The sequence below is a fragment of the Selenomonas sp. CM52 genome (assembly GCF_000292955.1).
GTDB lineage: Bacteria > Bacillota > Negativicutes > Selenomonadales > Selenomonadaceae > Selenomonas.
In genome coordinates this window covers 14,046-32,243 of record NZ_ALNM01000003.1, presented here as the reverse complement: position 1 = coordinate 32,243, position 18,198 = coordinate 14,046, and the positions used below count along the sequence as shown (strand labels likewise).

General features: G+C 55.1%; 20 protein-coding genes and 1 pseudogene. All 21 read left to right on the top strand.

Features of this window, described 5'->3' with window-relative positions:
- The first annotated feature begins 22 nt into the window (after positions 1 to 22).
- The 21 genes and pseudogenes from fliF to flhB all read left to right on the top strand — a co-directional run bounded on the left by fliF (position 23) and on the right by flhB (position 18,167).
- Positions 23 to 1,612, top strand: coding sequence for a flagellar basal-body MS-ring/collar protein FliF (gene fliF / locus HMPREF1153_RS00330; protein ID WP_009645016.1), 1,590 nt, complete (start codon positions 23 to 25; stop codon positions 1,610 to 1,612).
- Positions 1,605 to 2,553 (top strand): annotated as a pseudogene (gene fliG, locus HMPREF1153_RS00325) (flagellar motor switch protein FliG). The gene fliF and the pseudogene fliG overlap by 8 nt, the downstream one beginning before the upstream one ends.
- 16 nt (positions 2,554 to 2,569) lie before the next feature.
- Entirely contained in the window at positions 2,570 to 3,337 is a 768-nt protein-coding gene (locus HMPREF1153_RS00320) for a FliH/SctL family protein (protein ID WP_009644986.1), read from the top strand.
- Positions 3,334 to 4,761, top strand: a complete 1,428-nt coding sequence (gene fliI / locus HMPREF1153_RS00315; protein ID WP_009644896.1) for a flagellar protein export ATPase FliI — start codon at positions 3,334 to 3,336, stop codon at positions 4,759 to 4,761. The genes HMPREF1153_RS00320 and fliI overlap by 4 nt, the downstream gene beginning before the upstream one ends.
- A gap of 15 nt (positions 4,762 to 4,776) precedes the next feature.
- Positions 4,777 to 5,229: a flagellar export protein FliJ gene (gene fliJ / locus HMPREF1153_RS00310; RefSeq protein WP_009644960.1), complete on the top strand. Its 453-nt coding sequence runs from the start codon at positions 4,777 to 4,779 to the stop codon at positions 5,227 to 5,229.
- Between the two features lie 19 nt (positions 5,230 to 5,248).
- Positions 5,249 to 5,854, top strand: coding sequence for a lytic transglycosylase domain-containing protein (locus HMPREF1153_RS00305; protein WP_009644908.1), 606 nt, complete (start codon positions 5,249 to 5,251; stop codon positions 5,852 to 5,854).
- 84 nt (positions 5,855 to 5,938) lie between these two features.
- On the top strand, positions 5,939 to 6,556 hold the full coding sequence (locus tag HMPREF1153_RS00300) for a MotE family protein (RefSeq protein ID WP_232208138.1): 618 nt from the start codon (positions 5,939 to 5,941) through the stop codon (positions 6,554 to 6,556).
- 62 nt (positions 6,557 to 6,618) lie between these two features.
- Positions 6,619 to 8,361 (top strand): flagellar hook-length control protein FliK, encoded by a 1,743-nt coding sequence (locus tag HMPREF1153_RS00295; RefSeq protein WP_009644952.1) that lies wholly within the window; start codon positions 6,619 to 6,621, stop codon positions 8,359 to 8,361.
- Positions 8,362 to 8,393: 32 nt separating this feature from the next.
- Positions 8,394 to 8,939 carry a flagellar hook capping FlgD N-terminal domain-containing protein gene (locus tag HMPREF1153_RS00290; RefSeq protein ID WP_009645013.1) on the top strand — a complete coding sequence of 182 codons (546 nt, stop codon included), beginning with the start codon at positions 8,394 to 8,396 and terminating at the stop codon, positions 8,937 to 8,939.
- Between the two features lie 15 nt (positions 8,940 to 8,954).
- Positions 8,955 to 9,329 (top strand): TIGR02530 family flagellar biosynthesis protein, encoded by a 375-nt coding sequence (locus HMPREF1153_RS00285; protein WP_009645022.1) that lies wholly within the window; start codon positions 8,955 to 8,957, stop codon positions 9,327 to 9,329.
- A 106-nt stretch (positions 9,330 to 9,435) separates the two neighbouring features.
- Complete coding sequence (locus HMPREF1153_RS00280) at positions 9,436 to 10,989, top strand: flagellar hook protein FlgE (protein ID WP_009644948.1); 1,554 nt, start codon at positions 9,436 to 9,438, stop codon at positions 10,987 to 10,989.
- Between the two features lie 156 nt (positions 10,990 to 11,145).
- Positions 11,146 to 11,346 (top strand): flagellar FlbD family protein, encoded by a 201-nt coding sequence (locus HMPREF1153_RS00275; protein WP_009644977.1) that lies wholly within the window; start codon positions 11,146 to 11,148, stop codon positions 11,344 to 11,346.
- Between the two features lie 58 nt (positions 11,347 to 11,404).
- The gene (locus tag HMPREF1153_RS00270) at positions 11,405 to 11,914 is read left to right on the top strand and encodes a flagellar basal body-associated FliL family protein (RefSeq protein ID WP_006191312.1); all 510 of its coding nucleotides are present in this window, start codon (positions 11,405 to 11,407) and stop codon (positions 11,912 to 11,914) included.
- 36 nt (positions 11,915 to 11,950) lie between these two features.
- Positions 11,951 to 12,955, top strand: a complete 1,005-nt coding sequence (fliM, locus tag HMPREF1153_RS00265) for a flagellar motor switch protein FliM (RefSeq protein WP_009644962.1) — start codon at positions 11,951 to 11,953, stop codon at positions 12,953 to 12,955.
- Positions 12,948 to 14,132 (top strand): flagellar motor switch phosphatase FliY, encoded by a 1,185-nt coding sequence (fliY, locus tag HMPREF1153_RS00260; RefSeq protein WP_009644903.1) that lies wholly within the window; start codon positions 12,948 to 12,950, stop codon positions 14,130 to 14,132. The genes fliM and fliY overlap by 8 nt, the downstream gene beginning before the upstream one ends.
- 177 nt (positions 14,133 to 14,309) lie before the next feature.
- Complete coding sequence (locus HMPREF1153_RS00255; protein WP_006191318.1) at positions 14,310 to 14,672, top strand: response regulator; 363 nt, start codon at positions 14,310 to 14,312, stop codon at positions 14,670 to 14,672.
- Entirely contained in the window at positions 14,672 to 15,226 is a 555-nt protein-coding gene (fliO, locus tag HMPREF1153_RS00250) for a flagellar biosynthetic protein FliO (RefSeq protein ID WP_037369277.1), read from the top strand. Before HMPREF1153_RS00255 ends, fliO begins: the two co-directional genes overlap by 1 nt.
- An 18-nt stretch (positions 15,227 to 15,244) precedes the next feature.
- Positions 15,245 to 16,000, top strand: coding sequence for a flagellar type III secretion system pore protein FliP (gene fliP / locus HMPREF1153_RS00245; protein WP_037369275.1), 756 nt, complete (start codon positions 15,245 to 15,247; stop codon positions 15,998 to 16,000).
- Positions 16,001 to 16,011: 11 nt separating this feature from the next.
- Positions 16,012 to 16,281 (top strand): flagellar biosynthesis protein FliQ, encoded by a 270-nt coding sequence (gene fliQ / locus HMPREF1153_RS00240; protein ID WP_006191321.1) that lies wholly within the window; start codon positions 16,012 to 16,014, stop codon positions 16,279 to 16,281.
- 16 nt (positions 16,282 to 16,297) lie between these two features.
- Positions 16,298 to 17,080 carry a flagellar biosynthetic protein FliR gene (fliR, locus tag HMPREF1153_RS00235; RefSeq protein WP_009644969.1) on the top strand — a complete coding sequence of 261 codons (783 nt, stop codon included), beginning with the start codon at positions 16,298 to 16,300 and terminating at the stop codon, positions 17,078 to 17,080.
- Positions 17,067 to 18,167 carry a flagellar biosynthesis protein FlhB gene (gene flhB / locus HMPREF1153_RS00230; RefSeq protein ID WP_037369271.1) on the top strand — a complete coding sequence of 367 codons (1,101 nt, stop codon included), beginning with the start codon at positions 17,067 to 17,069 and terminating at the stop codon, positions 18,165 to 18,167. Before fliR ends, flhB begins: the two co-directional genes overlap by 14 nt.
- Positions 18,168 to 18,198: the final 31 nt, after the last annotated feature.

Genomic DNA, 18,198 nt, shown 5'->3' with positions numbered 1-18,198 from the left:
TTGAGGCGAAGGGATTGAGGAAATGGCAGAGTGGAAAGAGCGCTACCTGGAGCTCTGGAATAATTACAGCAAGCGGCAGCGATACATGATCATCGGCGCCGCAGCTCTCGTATTCATTGCCATTGTTGCCGGCAGCATCATCTATGGCGGTAAGCCGGACATGGTGCCCTTGTTCACAAATATGGAAGCGAAGGATGCCGGCGAAGTCGCGGCGAAGCTCAAAGAGAACAAGGTGAATTACGAGATACAGGAAGGCGGGCAGGGTACGACAATCCTCGTTCCTGCGAAGAGCGTTGACAGCACGCGCCTGGATTTGGCTGCCGAAGGTCTGCCCAGAGGTAATAAGGGCTTCGAACTTTTTGATGACAGTAAGCTCGGCGTGACGGAGTTCCAAAACAAGGTTAATTACCTGCAGGCGCTGCAAGGTGAACTTACGCGCACGATCGAACAGATCGACGCGGTTGAGAAGGCGCGTGTACACATTGTCCTGCCGGAGGACAGCCTTTACAAGAAAAATGAAAAGCCGGCGACGGCATCCATCATGTTGAAGCTCAAGGCGAACATGCAGCTGTCCAAGAAAGAGGTCAAGGGTATTGTGAATCTTGCTGCGCACAGCGTGCAGGGACTGACGCCCGAAAATATCACGATCGTCGATGAGTCGGGGAAGATCTTGAATGACCCCGATGAAAACAATGATGATGGCGTGGGACAGAAGACGCTGACGCAGATGGAGATGACGAAGAAGGTTCAGGACAATCTGCAAAAGAATGTCCAGAGCCTCCTCGACGCATCGCTCGGCGAAGGCAAGTCGTTCGTGCGCATCAGCGTCGAGCTTGACTTCGATCAGAAGACGACGGATTCGCAAACTTACACGCCTGTCGTAGATGAGTCGGGCATCGTACGCAGTCAGCAGACCACGAGCGAGAGCTATGCGGGCACATCGACGCAGCCCGGCGGCCCTGCCGGCACACAGTCCAATGTGCCTGGCTATGTGGAGCAGAACAACAACTCGCAGGCACAGTATGAGCGCAAGGAAAATACGACGAATTACGAGGTCAACGAGGAGAAGCGCAAGATTGTCGCTTCGCCCGGCTCAATTCGCCGCTTGACGGTCGCTGTCCTCGTCAACGACGATGTGACGCAAGCACAGCAGGAGAGTATCCTGCGCTCCGTGCGTTCCGCGGCCGGTATCAATCCTGACCGAGGCGATACGGTCTCCGTCGAGCCGCTGCCGTTCAGCACCGAGGCACGTGACAAGAAGCTTGCCGACGAACAGGCGGAACGTGATCGACTTGATCGCGAGTTCTACCTGCAGCTCGCCGCTTTCCTCCTCGTCATCGCGCTGATCGTTGGTAGCATCCTCATGTATCGCCGCAAGAAGCGTTTGGAGCAGGAAGCCATCGAAGAGCAGCGTCGTCAGGAAGAGCTCGAGAGACAGCGCCTCGCCGAGGAACGTGCTGCGCAGATCGAGGCAGGCGAGGTTACGGAGGAAGAGCTTACGGAAGAAGAGCAGCGCCAGCTCAATGAGATGCAGGCAATTGAAGAGATGATCATGCATACACCGGAAGACGCGGCTATGTTGGTCAAGCAGTGGCTGGCGGGGGATGATTGATATGGCTGAACAGAAGAATCCGCCCTTGACGGGGCGACAGAAGGCGGCAGTCCTCTTCATCGCACTTGGCGCCGAGAGTTCGGCACTCCTCTTTCAACATATGAATGAGGAAGAAATAGAGTCTGTAACGCTGCAGATTGCGAATCAGAAGAAAGTGCCAGCCGACCAGAAAAAAGCGGTCATTAGTGAGTTCTATCAGATGCTCATGGCGAAGAGCTATTTGTCGGCTGGAGGCCTTGAGTATGCACAGAACATCTTGGAAAAGGCTCTTGGTGCAGAGAAGGCGAAGCTCATTCTCAGTCGCCTGACGGCAAGTCTGCAGGCACGTCCTTTCGACTTCCTGCACAAGACGGATCCGAGCCAGCTGCTGAATTTCATTCAGAACGAGCATCCGCAGACGATCGCTCTGATCATGGCTTACCTCGATCCCGATCAGGCGGCGATTCTCATGGGATCTCTGCCACCCGACAAGCAGGCGGAGGTCACGAAGCGCATCGCGACGATGGATCGTACGTCTCCGGACATTATACGAGAGGTGGAGAAGGTCTTGGAGCGCAAACTGTCCTCGCTCGTCACGCAGGACTTCACCTCGGCGGGCGGCGTAAAGGCTGTCGTCGAGATCTTGAATCGCGTCGACCGTACGACGGAAAAGACGATCACAGAAACACTCGAGGTCGACAATCCCGAACTTACGGAAGAGATCAAACGCCTCATGTTCGTTTTCGAGGACATCGTTGTACTCGACGATCGCTCGCTGCAAATGGTGCTCTATGTCGAAGCGTGCAGCCGATATGCTGCGTGAAGAAATCGAGTTTATGGGGCCTGTCAAGATTCGCGACGTCGAAGAGGCGCAGCAGAAGGTTGTCAATGTCATCCGCAGCTTGGAGGACAAGGGTGAGATCGTCGTTGCACGCGGAAAGGGTGACGAGATGATTGTCTAGGATAATCAGAACCACGATGTGGCAGGAAGAAGCTCGCATCGTTGAGCCACCGCCTCCGCCGCCGAAGCCCAAGGTGCTCCCCAAGGAACTAGAGGATGTCACGGAGGAATCGCTTGCTGAGCGCCTTGCCTATGTAAGGGAAAAGGAGCTGAAGGCGGATACCTTGCTTGAGGAGACGCGCGAGAAGTGTGCGATGATGGTGCAAGATGCCGAGTATGCGAGCGAACGCAGCGAGGCGGATGCGCGCAATCTCGCCGAGGAGATCAAGGAAGAGGCGCACGAAGCGGGCAAAGCGGAGGGCTTCGAAGAAGGGCACAAAGCGGGGATGAAGAAGGCCGCAGAAGACTGCGAGGACATCCTTGCAGCAGCGAACGATAAGGCGGGCGCCTTGATGAACGCGGCGCTTGAGGCTCGCAAAATCTATCTGCAAATGGCAGAAGAGGATGTCACAAGTATAGCGATGCATGTCGTCGAGCAGATTCTGCCGCAGCATTTCATCGATGCGCCGCAGATCGTCCTGCCTCTCGTGCGCAAGGCCTTGATGAAGGTGCGCGATCAGGCGGAAGTCGTTGTCTACGTCGCACCGGACTCCTACGAATTCGTGCTTATGGCACAGTCGGAGTTTCAGCAGATGCTTGAAGGACAGGCGGTGCTCCTCGTCAAGTCGGATGCCGGACTCAAACCTGGCGACTGCGTGCTTGAGACACCGAATGGCAATGTCGATGCGCGTTTGGCGACGCAGATTGAATTGGTGAAGAAAGCAATACAGGAAGTGTGTTTATGAATGACTTGCAGGAAGTTCGCGGGACTTCTGAATGGGAAACTTCATCATGGGAGGACGAGGTGCAGCCTGTCGTCTTTGACGACGGAGGCGACGCCGTCCTGACGGGCGATGGGCGTCTGCGCATCAACGTGCAAAAGTTCCTCGACGCCGTAAGTACCTGTGAGTCAATCAAAATGAGCGGCAAGATCGTGCAGGTCATCGGACTCGTTATTGAATCTGCGGGGCCGAACGTGAGCATGGGCGAACTTTGCTACGTGAAGTCACGCTTCCCGCATGTCGAACCGATACCGGCAGAGGTCGTGGGCTTTCGCGATGGACATGTGCTCTTGATGCCCATCGGCGAGATGCAGGGAATCGGTCCTGGTTGCGAGGTTGTTTCGGCGCAGAGGACTCTGCAGGTGCAAGTTGGCCCGGAACTTCTGGGCCGCGTCCTCGACGGACTCGGCGAGCCGATCGACGGCAAGGGGCCGCTCCTTTGCAAGCGCGACTATCCGCTGCAGGCCGATCCACCGTCGCCGCTCGAACGGCCGCGCATACAAGACTCGCTCTACGTCGGCGTGCGTGCTATCGATGGACTTATCACACTCGGCGATGGGCAGCGCATCGGTATCATGGCGGGGTCGGGCGTTGGCAAGTCGACGCTCCTCTCCATGATCGCGCGCAATACGGAAGCCGACATCAGCGTCATTGCGCTCGTCGGCGAGCGCGGGCGCGAGGTCAAGGAGTTCATTGAACGCGACCTCGGCGAGGAGGGGTTAAAGCGCTCCGTCGTCGTCGTCGCTACGTCGGATAAGCCGGCGCTCGTACGCATCAAGGGCGCGATGACGGCGACCGCCATCGCCGAGTACTTCCGGGACCAGGGCAAGCGCGTCGTGCTCATGATGGATTCCGTCACGCGCTTCGCCATGGCACAGCGCGAGGTCGGTCTGACAATTGGTGAGCCGCCGGCGACGCGCGGTTATACACCGTCGGTGTTCGCGCTCCTGCCGCGCCTCTTGGAACGTGCAGGGACGAGCCGCAAGGGGTCGATCACAGGCATCTACACTGTGCTCGTCGATGGCGATGACATGAACGAGCCAATCGCTGACGCCGTGCGCAGTATCCTTGATGGTCACATCGTCCTGTCGCGTGCCATTGCCGCACAGAACCATTTCCCTGCTATCGACGTGCTCGCAAGTGTCTCGCGCGTCATGAACGAGGTTGTCGATGATGCACACCTCAAGGCGGCGCAGAACTTGCGTGCCTTGATGGCGGTCTACAAGGAGGCGGAGGATCTCATTCACATCGGTGCCTATGTCAAGGGGTCGAGCCAAAAGATCGATACAGCAGTCGCGAAGATCGATGCGATTAACGACTTTCTCTGCCAAGGGATCTTCGAGCAGAGTTCCTACGAAGAGACGGAAAAGGCGTTGGAAGCAATCTGATGAGGGGTGCGCCTGATGAAGAGATTTCGCTTCAAATTGGAAACCCTGCTGAAGGTCACGCGTTCGAAAAAGGAAGAGGCTGAAGTGCAGTTTGCTGAGGCGTCGAGGAGGCTCGAAGCAGACAAGGAGAAGCTCGGCGAACTTCTGGCGGAAATGCAGCAAGGCAAGAAGGATTATGATCGATTGACGGATGGGCATACGATTTCTCTCGGACGGCTCTTGACATTCAACAGTTTCTTCGAATGGAAAAGGGGACAGATTGAAAATCAACAGGAGCAGATTCTCAGAAGCCGCGCAGAACGGCAAAAAAGACTCAAAGCGCTCCTGCTGATTATGAACAAGCTTAAGAGCATCGAGCAGCTCAAGGCGAAGCGGCTTCAGCAATACAAGGAAGAGGCACTTCTCGAGGAGCAGAAGCTTTTGGATGAGATTGGCTTGCAGCTCTATATGCGGGGCATAAACATGTAGGATAAGGAGAATGAACGTGATGGAACTCTCGGGCGTTGAGGCAATACAGGCGAGAATATCTGAAATCCAGAGGAGATTCGGCATCGAAGGCCCCGTGCCCGGCACGGCGGTTGGCTTCCAGCGAGCATTGGATGCTGAACTCAAGAAGAACGACGGCGCGACCCCGCCGCAGACGACTGGGGTGGGAGCGACAGCAAAGACGGATGCCGCAAAGATGACGCCCACCGAGGCTTCCACACAGCTTTCTGGCGCATCGAATGAGACGACGCGATTCATCCAGGAAGCCGCGGCGAAGTACGGACTTGACTCGCGCCTCGTCGCTGCTGTCGCAGAAGCGGAGTCAAGCGGCAATCAGAGTGAGGTGTCCGACGTCGGAGCCGTTGGCGTCATGCAACTGATGCCAGATACGGCGGCAGCGCTCGGCGTCAATCCCTACGACGAGAAGCAGAATATCGAGGGTGGTGCGCATTACCTCAAGCAGATGCTCGATACGTTCGGCGGCGACATGAAAAAAGCGATTGCTGCCTACAATGCAGGCCCTCAGGCGGTTAAGGACTACGATGGCGTGCCGCCTTACGCTGAGACGCAGAATTACGTGAATAAGGTTCTCGACCTCTATCGATAAAGAGATGCGGGGAATGAAGGAGGGACTTTTCGCTGGGAGAGTCCTGCGCAGTCCCGAAAGGAGCAGAAGCCCGAAATGAAGAAGATGGTCAAAATCGCACTCGCCGCAATATTGCTGCTCGTGCTTGTCGTGGGAGGCTTCCTGCTCGGCGTGTACTTGCAGATCTTTGATGCGAGTACGATGAATGAGAAACTGAAATTATACGATATGCCTATCATCGGGGAATTCTTCGTAAAGCCTGCGCCTGAGACGGGAGAGACGCCGAAGGAAGAGGCGGTGGGAAAGACGAAGGAAGAAATGACGGACAGCAAGCCGAATCCTGACAAAGACAAGGATAAGGGGACATCGAAACCCAAAGTGCTGACGAAGGAAGAAATTGAGAAGCAGATGAAGGAGCGCGAGGCGCAGGAAAAGAAGCGTGTCTCGAAGCTCGCGCGCGTTTACAACGAGATGAAACCGCAGCAGGCGGCCGAGGTCATGAAAGATCTCGACGACGATCTCTCCGTCGCCATCCTGCAGAAGATGGATGAATCACAGGCGGCGAAAACGCTTGCTGCGATGGATGCCGACCAGTCGGCTCGCTTGACGAAACTTATGTATACAGGTGTGCCGAAGAAGGTCATCTCGCCGCTCGACCGTCAAGGACAGAATCCACAGAATGCAGCGGATGAAAGCCAGCCGACAGATGAGACGGCACAGTGAAAACGGCAAGCAGCAGGCTCTGCCTGATGCTATATAAGCTTATTTGAAAGGAGGTGATAAAGATGAATGATGTACAGGTGAATCTCATGAATGTTGCACCGGCACCAAATAAGACGATGAAGACAAACGCCGTCGAGGCTGTGCGTCCTGCAAGTCAGGCGGGGACGACGGCTGATCGCGGGGCGAAGAATCCGTCGTTCGACAGGACGCTTGCAAAGCTCAAGACGCTGAAGCAGAGTCTTGCCGGGACGGTGGAAGCCGCGGAAAAGGATCCCTTGGCCGCATCGCTTGCCGCTTCGCAGCAAACGAAACAGGCGGATCTCAGTACTGGAAATCCGGCGGCAGAAGCGGTGGAAACCGTGGAGGCCGTTAAAAATGCCTCGGTGAAGAATGTCGCTGCTGTTGGCGAAGCCGCACAGTCGGAAACGTCCGTCTTGGTGGTGTTGCCTGCCTCCGTGGAGGAGACAACGGACCCTGCCTCAATCGCTTTGTTGGATAAAGCTGCAATACAACAAGGGGACGTGGAACTTTCGCCGCAGGACGAGATGCCCGTGGGTGAAACAAAGGCGGCAGTTTCGCAGGACAAGGCCGGTGACGGCGCTGCGAAGATGCAGGAGGTGCCACAGAACAAGGCTGCGGATATAAACCATCTTGCTGCACTGCTTTCACGCAGCGAAAGGACGGAACAGGACTTGCTCCGAGCGCTTCCTCACAGAACCTTGTTGCCGACGTCGCAAGCAGGAGTGCTTGCAGCGACAGAATATCCATCGCAGATAGAAGCAGACATCTTCACTGCGGAATCGGTAGAGGCTTCTCTGCCGGCGGATCTAAATATGGTGGAAGCTGACGCGGAATTGCCCGATGTGCTTTTGCGTACCTTGGCCCGACAGCCGATGGCTTCGGTTACGACGGGGACAGTAGAAAGTTCGCGTCAGACTGCAGCTTCCTCGACTCTGAATGGAGAAGCGACGCCGTTGCCTGTTTCGACTGTGGACACCAAGGTCGCTCCGATACAGTCTGCTAATCTGGCAGAAGGGGGGCAAGATCTGACACAAAGTTCTTCGAATGGGAACTTTGCCGGGTTCTTTAACGAGCAACAGGCATCGCAGGATGACAGGGCGCAGGAAAACAATGCGTTTTTCCAGACTGCAGCAACACAGGCATTGGGTGGAAGCGCAGCGAAACCGAAGGCGAGTTCTGCCATGCAGCTTTTTACAGAAGCCGCACAGACTCCGCAAGGAGGCCAGGAGGTGGGTCATGCTTCCCAGGCGAATCCCGGCGTGACGTTCCAGACCGCATTGCAGGAAACTGCCGAAGTGCAGTCGACAGCATCCGCAGCTCCACAGAAAGACTACGAGGTGGCAAGGCAGATCGTCGAGCAGGCAAGGCTTCTACGTATGCCCGAACAGACAGAGATGGTCATCCGCTTGAAGCCAGAGCATCTTGGCGAACTGACGCTCAAGGTTTCCGTCGCCGCAAGCGGCGCGGTCAATGCGACGTTCCACACGGACAATGCTTCTGTGCGCGCCATCATCGAGACTTCGATGATCCAACTCAAACACGAGCTGCAGGCGCAGGGATTGAAGGTCGACAATGTTGGCGTTTATGCAGGTCTTGGCGACAATTCGCTGATGGACGGTCAGCAGGACGCGAACGCTCGTTATGCACAGCATAGCGGTCAGGGCAGCAGCCAGGGGCGTGACGCTCAGCAGGCTCTTGCATCCTTTGAAGAGGAGCAGCAGGCTCTCGCAGCGAATGCACAGCAGGGCGTGCTCGCACAGGACGGCGTGGACTATCGCATTTGATGATTTCAAGATAATGAAGAAAGGAGAACGATATGAACGGAACAAACCTCAACACCATCACGGTCGATGGTGTGAAGTATGATCGTGCCAAGTATGAAGCGGCGCAGCAGGGAAAGACGGTTAGGAAGAACGACTCGCTCGGCAAGGATGCCTTCCTACAGCTTCTTGTGACGCAGCTCAGACATCAGGATCCTCTGAGCCCGGACGACAACACGCAGTACATTGCCCAGCTCGCGCAGTTCTCGTCGCTCGAGCAGATGACACAGATGGTCAAAGGCTTTGAAAACGTCTCGAAGCTCGTATCGAACATCGACAGCTCCGTGCTTGTCGGCTCTTTGAGCAATATGATCGGCAAGAACATCCAGTGGACGCACGTGACGAAGACGAAGGATGCGGAGGGAAATCCCAAGACCAATTCGGAAACCTTTGCAGGAAATGTCCGAGGCGTCAAGGTTTTGAACGGCAAGCCGATGGTCGTCGCACAGGATGCGAAGGGCAAGCTGCATGAGGTCGAGGTTTCGGAAATTGAAGCGATTGCCGATCCGCCGACGAAGAAAGCCTCCGCATCGGGAACATGAAGCACGGAGGAGAATATGGCTGACGCAAGAATTTACCTTCCGTCCCAGCCGCTCCTGCCGCAGATGCCTGCTGCAAAACAGCTGGCATCGCAGAAGAATGCCCCTTCCTTTGCTGCCGAGCTTGAGAAGGCCAAATCCGAGGTCAGCTTTTCGGCTCATGCCACAGAACGCATGAGAGCGCGTGGCATCGACCTCAGCGATGAAGAACTTTCAAGGCTTGGCGACGCCGTCAACAAGATGGCTTCGAAGGGGGCAAGGGAATCCCTGATCTATATGAACGACGTCGCGCTCGTCGTGAGTATCAGGAACAGGACGGTCATCACGGCCATGGACGGCATGAGCGCCAAGGACAATATTTTCACGAACATCGACAGTGCAGCGATTCTCTGAGCTGGTCCTTCGGGAGGCTTTGGCTCGCCGACTGACAGAAGCGAGCTTAGGGAAGGCGGATTCGCCCGCCTTTCCAGCTGCACCAAATAAAGGAGATTGATACATTATGATGCGTTCTCTTTTCTCCGGCGTATCGGGGCTTAAGAGCCACCAGACACGCATGGACGTCATAGGCAACAACATCGCGAATGTCAATACGATTGGTTTCAAATCGAGCCGTGTGACGTTTGCAGACACGCTCTATCAGACGCAGACGGGCGCTGCCGCGCCGACGGATACTGTCGGCGGTACAAACCCCAAGCAGATCGGCCTCGGCGTCGGCGTTGCAAGCATTGACTTGCTCTTCAATGACGCTTCGACGCAGTCGACGGGAAAGAATACGGATCTTGCTTTGTCGGGCAACGGACTCTTTGTTGTCTCGACCGATAAGGGTGGCAAAGACAAGTATTATACGCGCGCAGGAGCGTTTTCCTTTGATGCGAATTACAACTATGTTGTCCCTGGCTCGGGGCATCATGTCGTTGGGTGGAACGCCGATGAAGACGGCAACATCGATACGAAGAGCACGCCTGAGGGCATCCAGATCAAGGATGCGATGCGCAGCATGGGGGCGCGGAAGACGACGACGGTCACCTACAAGGGTAATATGAACTCGTCGGTGCCGACGATTACGAAGATTGTCGATCAGACAGGAACTTCGATCACGGGAGAGGCAGTCGTGGCGCAGGCTACTGATTTTACCAGCGGTTCTTTGCCTACGGGTGTAACGGGCAGCACATCCCTTACTTTGACGTTATCAGACGGTACGACGCGTACGATTACGGCAAAGAGTAGCTACCGCTACAAGGTTGGTGAGAGTCTGCCAATCACGACGATTTCGACGGTTTATGACAGCTTGGGCAACGAACACAAGGTGCCACTCCTATTTACAAAGATTCCCGACACTTCATCTTCGCCGCTGGGCGTCGATAAGTGGCGTGTCACCTTGAGTCCGGGAACGGATGCTGCAGGAAAGCTTGATCCCTACAATCCAGACCCGGCGGCCACTACGGACAGCAAGTGCACAATCAAGGAAGTTGATGGCAACACGACTGTGACGATGAAGGCGCAAGTGCTGAGATTTTATCAAAATGGCAAATACAGAGATGGCTCGGGCAATCCGACATTGACCTTGAAAAATGGCGCAGGTTCCGGTCCACTTAGCCCGAGTGCCTCTAACGAGATGAATGTGTCGGTGGACCTTACGAATCTCACACAGTACAGCGGCAGTGATACGATCAAGGCAGATTACGATGGACATCCTGCGGGTACGCTGAAGGAGATTAACACCGATCAGAGCGGCATCTTGACGGGCACTTACACGAATGGTGAGAAGCGCTCGCTGGCACAGGTTGCCGTCGCGCAGTTCGATAATGCACAGGGCCTTACGAAGAAAGGGGCGAATCTCTACAGCGAGTCGAACAACTCGGGCACAGCGAACATCAAGACGGTCAGTGCCCTGGGGCTGACGCTCACGCCGTCGGCGCTTGAGATGTCGAATGTCGACATCGCTAACGAGTTCGCTGATATGGTCGTGACGCAGAGGGGCTTCCAGTCCAACTCTAAGGTCATCACGGTCGGCGATGAGATGCTTGAAACCGTCATCAATATGAAGCGTTGATGACAGTCTGAACTGAGAGGCCGCAGTGTACGCGGCATCTCAGCTCTTATAAGGACAGGGAGGCGGGGGATCTTCCCCTCGCCCTGTCCCCGCACTTATTCTTAAGGAGCACGGCTGGATTTCTGTCCGTACTTCTTACGGCGAAAGGATGGGCGAATGATCAAACTGACAAAATTCAAGTCGGAGGCGCACAAAAAAGGGGAATTCGTCCTCAACGCCGAAATAATAGAGACGGTGGAGGAAACGCCCGATACGGTCGTCACCCTCACGAACGGAAAGAAACTCATCGTGGAAGAATCGATGGAAGAGATCGTGCGGCGTGTCATGGAATACCGCCGCAGCGTGCATGGTTTGTGATTCCGGGGTTTCCTCGGATGATTGATGATAGAGAGAAGAGTTAGGAGGAGGAAGTTTCATGGCGGAAGAAAAAGAAGTGCAGGCCATTGCTCCAGAGCCGAGCAAGAAGTCCCCGATCATCCTGATCGTTGTCATCGTCGTCGTGGCGTTGGCCGCGGCAGTCGGTATTTCCTTTTTCATCACGCAGCATATGATGGCGAACAATGCTGGTGACGGCGGCCCCTCGAGGCTGAGCCACGATCCAGGAGTCTTCATCAAGCTCGGCGATCCCAAGGATGGCATACTCGTCAACGTCGGTGGCCTCAAAGCGGGGCGCTTCTTGAAGACGAGCATTGTTCTGGAGATGAACCCTGGCAAGAAGGATAATATTGCCGATGGCAAGCTCCTGGCGCCGGCGGAGACGAAGGTCATGGATGTGACACTGCAGACGCTGCGCTCCCTGAAGGTGGAGGAACTCGATGCGGGCAAACAGGATGAGTTGAAGACGACCTTGCGCGATAGCTTGAACAAGGCATTGGGTGAAGGGTCGGTGTATGAGGTCTACATCACGAGCTTCCTCATGCAGTGATGGGTCATCTGAGCATGGGAGAAAGGAGGAGGAAGATTGGCAGAAGATGTCTTGTCACAAAACGAGATAGACAAACTTCTCTCAGCTCTGTCGACCGGTGAGGTTTCCGCCGAAGAAGTGCAGGCGGAGGAGGAAGAGAGGAAGGTCAAGACATACGACTTCAAGCGGCCGGACAAGTTCTCGAAAGACCAGATCCGCACGCTGAATATGCTCTATGAGAACTTCGCGCGTCTCTTGAACACCCACCTATCTACCCATTTGCGGACGATGGTCAACGTGGAAGTCGTTTCCGTGGAGCAGCTCACTTACCAGGAATTCCTGCAGTCTTTGAGCAATCCGAGTGTCATCGGCGTCATGGCGTTGCCGCCTTTGAAGGGCAACATCATCATGGAGGTCAACACGGGCATTGCCTTTGCCTACATTGACCGCGTATTTGGAGGCTTGGGTGAGAACACGCTGAAGCCGCGCATCCTCACGGAGATTGAAGAAGCGGTCATGCGCAAGTTTATCGCGAAGGCGAGCGAGTTCCTCAAGGAATCTTGGTCGAATGTGACTGAGATTAATCCGATCCTTGAGGCAATCGAGGCGAATCCGGGATTCGTACAGATCGTGCCGCCGAGCGACATGGTCATCATCGTCACTGTGCAGGTCAAGATCGGTGAGGTGGAGGGCTTCATGACCCTCTGCATACCGTACCTTGTCTTGGAGCCCGTCATGTCGAAACTCTCGACTTCCTTCTGGGTGGCGGCTTCCGTCGCGAAGGACAACAACCCAGACAAGATTCGTGCACTTGAGAAGAAGATTCATAAGTCGCCGATTCCTTTGATTGTGGAACTCGGCACCATCAACATGACGATTCGCGAATTTCTGACCTTGGGCTTCGGCGATGTGCTGCAGCTCGATACGAAGGTCAAGGACGAACTGAAGATCCTCGTCGGGCAGAAGCCCAAGTTCCTTTGCCGGCCGGGCACCCAAGGCAAGCGTTCGGCAGTCCAGATTACACAAGTAGCCTTTGAAGGGGATGAAGATACGGATGAGTGATGATTTAATTTCGCAAGAGGAAATTGATGCGTTATTAAACGGCGGCGGCGATAGCACGGCAACAGCCGATGCCCCGGCGGATAACCCGGCGCCCGCGGAAGGTTCTCCATCTCAAGAAGGGGATGCTCTGACGGATATGGAGCGCGACGCGCTCGGAGAAATAGGCAACATTTCCATGGGGAGCGCGGCGACGACGCTCTCGGTTCTCTTAGGACACAAGGTTTCGATCACGACACCGACAGTGTCGGTGGATACGCTGGCCTCGATCAAAGACCAGTACCCGATGCCTTACCTCATCGTGGAGGTCGGCTATACGGTCGGCATCGACGGAAACAACGTGCTCGCCATCCAGGCGCAGGACGCATCGATTATTGCCGATCTCATGATGGGCGGCGACGGCACCAGCCCGACGCAGGAACTCAATGAGATTCATATGAGCGCCGTCGGCGAATCAATGAACCAGATGATGGGATCGGTCGCCACATCGTTGTCGACGATGTTCAACAAGAAGATTGATATCTCACCGCCGAAAGTCAATATGATCGATCTTGGATCGGAAGATAAGGTCACGGAGATCGTTTCGGCGGATGACCCAATCGCGAAGATTTCGTTTCGCATGGAAGTCGACGGGTTGATCGACAGTGAGATTATGCAAATTCTGCCGATTCCTGTCGCGAAGGAAATGGTGGGATATTTGTTGAACAACGAAGCAGAGGAGGAAGAGCCAATGCCAGCACCAACACCGGCACCGGCAGCACCCACGCCAACGTCGGCAGCAGCGGCTCCGCCGCCGGCAGCGCCGATGACGGGCGCCGCTCCGGCCTACGGTGCGCCACCGACGCCGCATGTGGCGTCGAATGTGCCCGTACAGCCTGCGATGTTTGCACCGCTTTCGACAGCTCCCGTGCAAGTGAATGATGCGAATATCGGCTTGATTCTCGATGTGCCGCTTCAGGTAACCGTGGAGCTAGGACGCACGAGAAAGACAATCAAGGATATTCTGGAACTTACGAACGGCTCCATTGTCGAGCTTGATAAGCTCGCAGGCGAACCGGTTGACATCATGGTCAACGGTAAGTTCTTAGCAAAGGGCGAAGTCGTCGTTATTGACGAAAACTTCGGCGTGCGCATCACCGACATCGTAAGTCCGGCGGAAAGGGCGCAGCAACTGCAATAAGCGTGTCCCTCACTGGACATTTTCGGGTGATTCATATACAATAGGATATACGATGTGATTTGCATCGCAGGCTGCGCCAAAAGCCGCGGGCGGCTCTTGTGCAGTCCAACGCGGATGTGCATGAACGGCATCTGCGCGTGGAAAACAGGCATATAGATCAGATGAGGAGAGATATTTATGGCAAGCAGAGTTTTAGTGGTGGATGATGCGGCATTCATGCGAATGATGGTCAAGGACATCTTGTCCAAAAACGGCTATGAGATCGTTGGTGAAGCGGAAAATGGTATGAAGGCTTTGGAGAAGTATCAGGAGCTCAAACCCGATCTCGTGACGATGGACATTACGATGCCTGAGATGGATGGCATCAGTGCGGTCAAGGAAATCAAGAAGGTTGACCCGAATGCGAAAGTTGTCATGTGCAGCGCTATGGGCCAGCAGGCGATGGTCATCGAGGCGATCCAAGCGGGCGCACGCGATTTCATCGTCAAGCCGTTCCAAGCGGATCGCGTCCTTGAGGCCGTGCGTAAAGCGCTTGGCTGATGTTGGGAAGAAAGGGGTACTTCCTTTGCCTCCTCCTGTGGGTTTTCTTTACCCTTGTCCTTCCATCCGTCGGCTTGGCCGCAGACGGCGGAGGATATCTTTCGGGCTATGAAAACCAGGATCCGGCGCCGAACGGTACACCAGGTGTTTCATGGTGGTCTACCATCGCCTATGTCGCGAGCCTCGTTGTCGTGTTTCTCTTCGTGGCTGGTCTTGCCTATTACGTTTCCAAGATCTTGGGTGGACGTTTCGGGCGTGCGATGTCAGGTGGCGGCGGGCGCTTGCTGGAAAATCTTCCACTTGGCCCTGGCCGCTCTGCTTGTGTCATTGAGTTGGCGGGCAGAATTTTGCTACTCGGCGTGACGGAACATACGATCACTCTCTTGGGAGAGGTTGAGGATGCGGCGGAGGCGGAGGCAATCTTGAAGAAGAGCATGGAGGCGTCGCCAACGCCGTTTCCCAGCACAGCGGGGTTTGAGCGGCAGTTTGGCTCTCTTGACAAGCTGGCCGAAAGAATCCCGACGATATTCAAGAATGACGTATTTCGGAAGTAGAGGAGTTGTGAAGCGTTGATGGAGAAGCGGCCGATTTTGCTGGGAAGCTTCCTTTTCTTTTCCTTGCTGCTCATTGCACAGGAAGCTCTTGCGGCGCCTCTGATTCCAAGTTTCAGCGTCAGTGTCGGCGAGGCGGCGGGGCCGCAGGACGTCGCGGCCTCCCTGCAGGTTCTGGCGCTTCTGACGATCCTTTCGCTTGTGCCGTCGATCTTGGTCATGACGACCTCGTTCGTGCGCATCGTTGTCGTCATCGGCTTTTTGAGGAACGCCATGTCGACGCAGAATGTGCCGCCGAATCAGGTGGTGCTTGCCCTGTCGCTCTTTCTGACGTTCTACATCATGCAGCCGTATTGGAGCGAGGCGAATCAGCAGGGAATTCAGCCGTACCTTGCGGGGCAGATCACACAGGAGCAGGCGATTGACAACACGCTTGCGCCTCTCAGGGAGTTCATGTTCCGCCAGACGCGTGAGTCGGATTTGGCGCTTTTCGTCAATCTTTCCGATGCCGAGCGGCCTCAGTCGCAGGCGGACGTCTCGACGGCGACCTTGATACCGGCCTTCGTCATCAGCGAACTCAAGACAGCGTTTCAGATCGGCTTCATGATCTACATCCCGTTCATCGTGATCGACATGATCGTGGCGAGCACCTTGATGTCAATGGGCATGATGATGTTGCCGCCTGTCATGATTTCCCTGCCGTTCAAGATCCTGCTCTTTGTCATGGTCGACGGCTGGCATCTTCTGATTAAGTCGCTCATCATGAGCTTTAGGTAGGAGGGACGCGGATGTCCAGCGATCTCATCATACAGATCGGGCAGAACGCCCTTTGGATCGTGCTCTTGGTGTCCGCCCCCATGCTTGGCCTCGGTCTTGCTGTTGGACTCCTTGTGAGCGTCTTTCAAGCGACCACGTCCATTCAGGAGGCTACGCTTGCTTTTATTCCGAAGATCATTGCGGTGTTTGTCGCCATCTTGATTTTTGGGCCGTGGATGCTCAGCATCCTCGTGGAATACTTCACGAATATTTTCGTGAACTTGCCGCTCTATATCGGATAACGAGGGGAGATGCGCCGTGGATTTTTACACCCTGCTCCAGGGTCATGCGGCAGCTTATCTGCTCGTTCTGACGCGCGTTACGGGAATTTTCGTCATCGCGCCTTTTTTTGGCAGTCTGAATATCCCCGCGCATATTCGTGTGGGGACTGCTGTTGCGTTTTCCTTCGTGCTGTTCCCCATCGTGGACAGCTACGGCCCTGTGTCGGCGCCGGACAATGTCTTCCTTTATGCGGCGGCAGCAGCAGGAGAACTCTTTGTTGGCTGGTTGATCGGCTTTGTGGCATATGTGACTTTTTCGGCCATTCATTTCGCCGGCAAGGTCATGGATATGCAGGTTGGATTCGCAATGGTCAATGTGATGGACCCGACTTCCGGTCAGCAAATTCCGCTTATCGGAAGTTTTCTTTATAATTTGGCGATCATCGTCTTTCTCGTCGTCAATGGACATCATATGCTCATTGCGGCGCTGTTTGAGAGCTTTCAATCCGTGCCGATGATGGGGCTTTCTCCTTCGTCGAACCTTGCGGGGTTTGCTGTCAATCTGGTCAACGGCGTTTTCGTTACGGGCATGAAGCTGGCGATGCCCGTGACGTTCTCCATACTCTTGACGAACGTCGGTCTTGGTATCTTGGCGCGCACGATGCCGCAGCTCAACATCTTTGTCGTCGGCCTGCCACTTCAAATTGTCATCGGCATGTTCGTTCTCTCGATCCTCATGCCGTTCTACGTCTTGTTTCTGGATGTGTTGTTCAATGAAACGTATGCGCAGATCACTACCGCCCTCCATGCAATACAATAGCGAAATGACCGAGTTCGTCTTCGACCTTCAGCTCTTTGCCGGAGAGAAGACGGAAGAGCCTACGGCGAAACGGCGCAATGATGCGCGGCAGAAAGGGCAGGTCGCGAGAAGCCAGGAGCTCAGCGGCGCCTTCGTGCTCTTGGCGGGATTCTTCGTGATGCGCGCGCTCGGCAGCACGATTTTAACAGAAATCGAGACGTACACGATTCATATCTATGCAAACATGAACCAGACGATCGATGCGGAAACGGTCATGCGCCTCATCATCGATGGGATGATCGTTCTGGCGAAGACGGCGTTTCCTGTGATGATCGCCATTCTCGTCATGGGACTGGCTATCAATTTCTACCAAGTCGGTTTCATGTTCACGACGGAGCCGCTTTCTTTCAAACTGGACAAGCTCAATCCCATCACGGGATTCGGACGCATCTTCTCGAAGCGCTCGCTCGTGGAACTGCTGAAGTCCCTCTTGAAGATCGCGATCATCGGCGCGTTTCTCTACGTCTACTTGTCCGGAGAGATCATGCATATGCCGGAGTTTATCTATCTCGATCTCAAGAGCAGCATGGCGCGTATGGGCGACATCATTTTCTCACTCGTATTTCAGATCATCATCGTCTACTTCGTCATGGCGGCAGCGGATTTTGCCTATCAGAAATGGCAGACGACGCAGGATCTCAAGATGAGCAAGCAGGACATCAAGGAAGAGTTCAAGCAGACGGAAGGCGATCCACAGATCAAGGGCAAGATCCGCCAGAAGCAGCAGCAGATGGCGATGAATCGCATGATGAAGGAAGTGCCGGAAGCCGACGTCATCGTGACGAACCCGACGCATTACGCCGTCGCCTTGAAGTACAAGGCGGGCATGAAGGCGCCGGAAGTCGTTGCCAAAGGGCAGGATCTCGTCGCGCAGAAGATCAAGGATATCGCGAGAGAACACCGCGTGACGATCGTGGAAAACAAGCCTCTGGCGCGGGCGCTCTATGCGGCGGTGGAGGTCGGAGGCATCGTGCCGCCCGAACTTTACCAAGCGGTTGCAGAGGTGCTCGCTTACGTCTACCGATTGAAAAAGAAAAAATTTGCTTGAGGAGAAGTTTCCCAGGGATAGAGGAGCAAGA

Bases quoted from the DNA above. Each gene is read 5' to 3' on its own strand.
- fliO (WP_037369277.1), top strand. From the start codon at position 14,672: ATGTTGGGAAGAAAGGGGTACTTCCTTTGCCTCCTCCTGTGGGTTTTC.
- fliF (WP_009645016.1), top strand. From the start codon at position 23: ATGGCAGAGTGGAAAGAGCGCTACCTGGAGCTCTGGAATAATTACAGC.
- fliY (WP_009644903.1), top strand. From the start codon at position 12,948: ATGAGTGATGATTTAATTTCGCAAGAGGAAATTGATGCGTTATTAAAC.
- HMPREF1153_RS00280 (WP_009644948.1), top strand. From the start codon at position 9,436: ATGATGCGTTCTCTTTTCTCCGGCGTATCGGGGCTTAAGAGCCACCAG.
- fliJ (WP_009644960.1), top strand. From the start codon at position 4,777: ATGAAGAGATTTCGCTTCAAATTGGAAACCCTGCTGAAGGTCACGCGT.
- HMPREF1153_RS00320 (WP_009644986.1), top strand. From the start codon at position 2,570: ATGTGGCAGGAAGAAGCTCGCATCGTTGAGCCACCGCCTCCGCCGCCG.
- HMPREF1153_RS00305 (WP_009644908.1), top strand. From the start codon at position 5,249: ATGGAACTCTCGGGCGTTGAGGCAATACAGGCGAGAATATCTGAAATC.
- fliQ (WP_006191321.1), top strand. From the start codon at position 16,012: ATGTCCAGCGATCTCATCATACAGATCGGGCAGAACGCCCTTTGGATC.
- HMPREF1153_RS00275 (WP_009644977.1), top strand. From the start codon at position 11,146: ATGATCAAACTGACAAAATTCAAGTCGGAGGCGCACAAAAAAGGGGAA.
- fliI (WP_009644896.1), top strand. From the start codon at position 3,334: ATGAATGACTTGCAGGAAGTTCGCGGGACTTCTGAATGGGAAACTTCA.
- HMPREF1153_RS00295 (WP_009644952.1), top strand. From the start codon at position 6,619: ATGAATGATGTACAGGTGAATCTCATGAATGTTGCACCGGCACCAAAT.
- flhB (WP_037369271.1), top strand. From the start codon at position 17,067: ATGCAATACAATAGCGAAATGACCGAGTTCGTCTTCGACCTTCAGCTC.
- HMPREF1153_RS00255 (WP_006191318.1), top strand. From the start codon at position 14,310: ATGGCAAGCAGAGTTTTAGTGGTGGATGATGCGGCATTCATGCGAATG.
- fliP (WP_037369275.1), top strand. From the start codon at position 15,245: ATGGAGAAGCGGCCGATTTTGCTGGGAAGCTTCCTTTTCTTTTCCTTG.
- HMPREF1153_RS00290 (WP_009645013.1), top strand. From the start codon at position 8,394: ATGAACGGAACAAACCTCAACACCATCACGGTCGATGGTGTGAAGTAT.
- HMPREF1153_RS00270 (WP_006191312.1), top strand. From the start codon at position 11,405: ATGGCGGAAGAAAAAGAAGTGCAGGCCATTGCTCCAGAGCCGAGCAAG.
- HMPREF1153_RS00285 (WP_009645022.1), top strand. From the start codon at position 8,955: ATGGCTGACGCAAGAATTTACCTTCCGTCCCAGCCGCTCCTGCCGCAG.
- HMPREF1153_RS00300 (WP_232208138.1), top strand. From the start codon at position 5,939: ATGGTCAAAATCGCACTCGCCGCAATATTGCTGCTCGTGCTTGTCGTG.